Raw genomic sequence first — 720 nt, forward strand, 5'->3', positions numbered from 1 at the left:
GTTTGGTTTATATACAGTTAAGTTCGTTTAGTGTCTGGTCCAGTGTCTGATGCAAGCCCACGTTCTCTTCTTTGGCCTGGGCAAGTTTTTCTTCCAGGTCATCGATTGTCTTCTCCAGTTTAGAAACTGTCCTTTCCGCAAACTCAGCTCGGGTCTCAGCCTCTTTCAGTTTGTCAGACAGAAGCTTGATTTCTTCTTCATATTTATCCTCCTTTTCAGAGTACTTTTCAGAAGCAGCCTCCAGTGATTTCAGATTGTTAGTTACGTTCTTGAGCTCCTCTTCCAGGTCGCTACTCTTTAGTTCAGACACCTCCGCCCGCTCCTCTGCTCTCTCCAGCTCACCCTCCAGGATGACCAACTTACGAGCAACCTCCTCATACTTCCGGTCAGCCTCCTCAGCGATGTGCTTGGCTTCTTTCAGCTGCATCTCCTGCAGCTCCATCTTCTCCTCATCCTTCATGGCCCGGTTCTCAATGACCTTCATTCCTCTCTCGCTCTCATCAGCGGCTTTCTCAGCCTCCTCCAGCTTTTGCAAGGCTGTAGCCAGGCGCTCCTGTGCCCGATCCAACTCCTCCTCTACGAGCTGAATGCGTCGATTCAGAGAAGCCACATCTGCTTCAGCATCGGTGGCCTTCTTCTCGGCCTGCTCCAGTTTCTCCTGGGCATCCTTCACAGACTCGGAATACTTTTCCACCTCATCCTCTGTCCCCTTCAGTTTCT

The 720-nt window shown here is 50.6% G+C and carries 1 protein-coding gene; it reads right to left on the reverse strand.

Annotation, left to right across the window (positions count from 1 at the left end; genetic code table 11):
- Positions 1 to 7: 7 nt before the first annotated feature.
- On the reverse strand, positions 8 to 720 hold a 713-nt coding region (locus R7E38_RS22900; RefSeq protein ID WP_318082143.1), incomplete at its 5' end, for a tropomyosin.

The sequence above is a fragment of the Vibrio sp. Vb2131 genome (genome assembly GCF_033338535.1).
In the GTDB taxonomy this organism is placed as follows: domain Bacteria; phylum Pseudomonadota; class Gammaproteobacteria; order Enterobacterales; family Vibrionaceae; genus Vibrio; species Vibrio alginolyticus.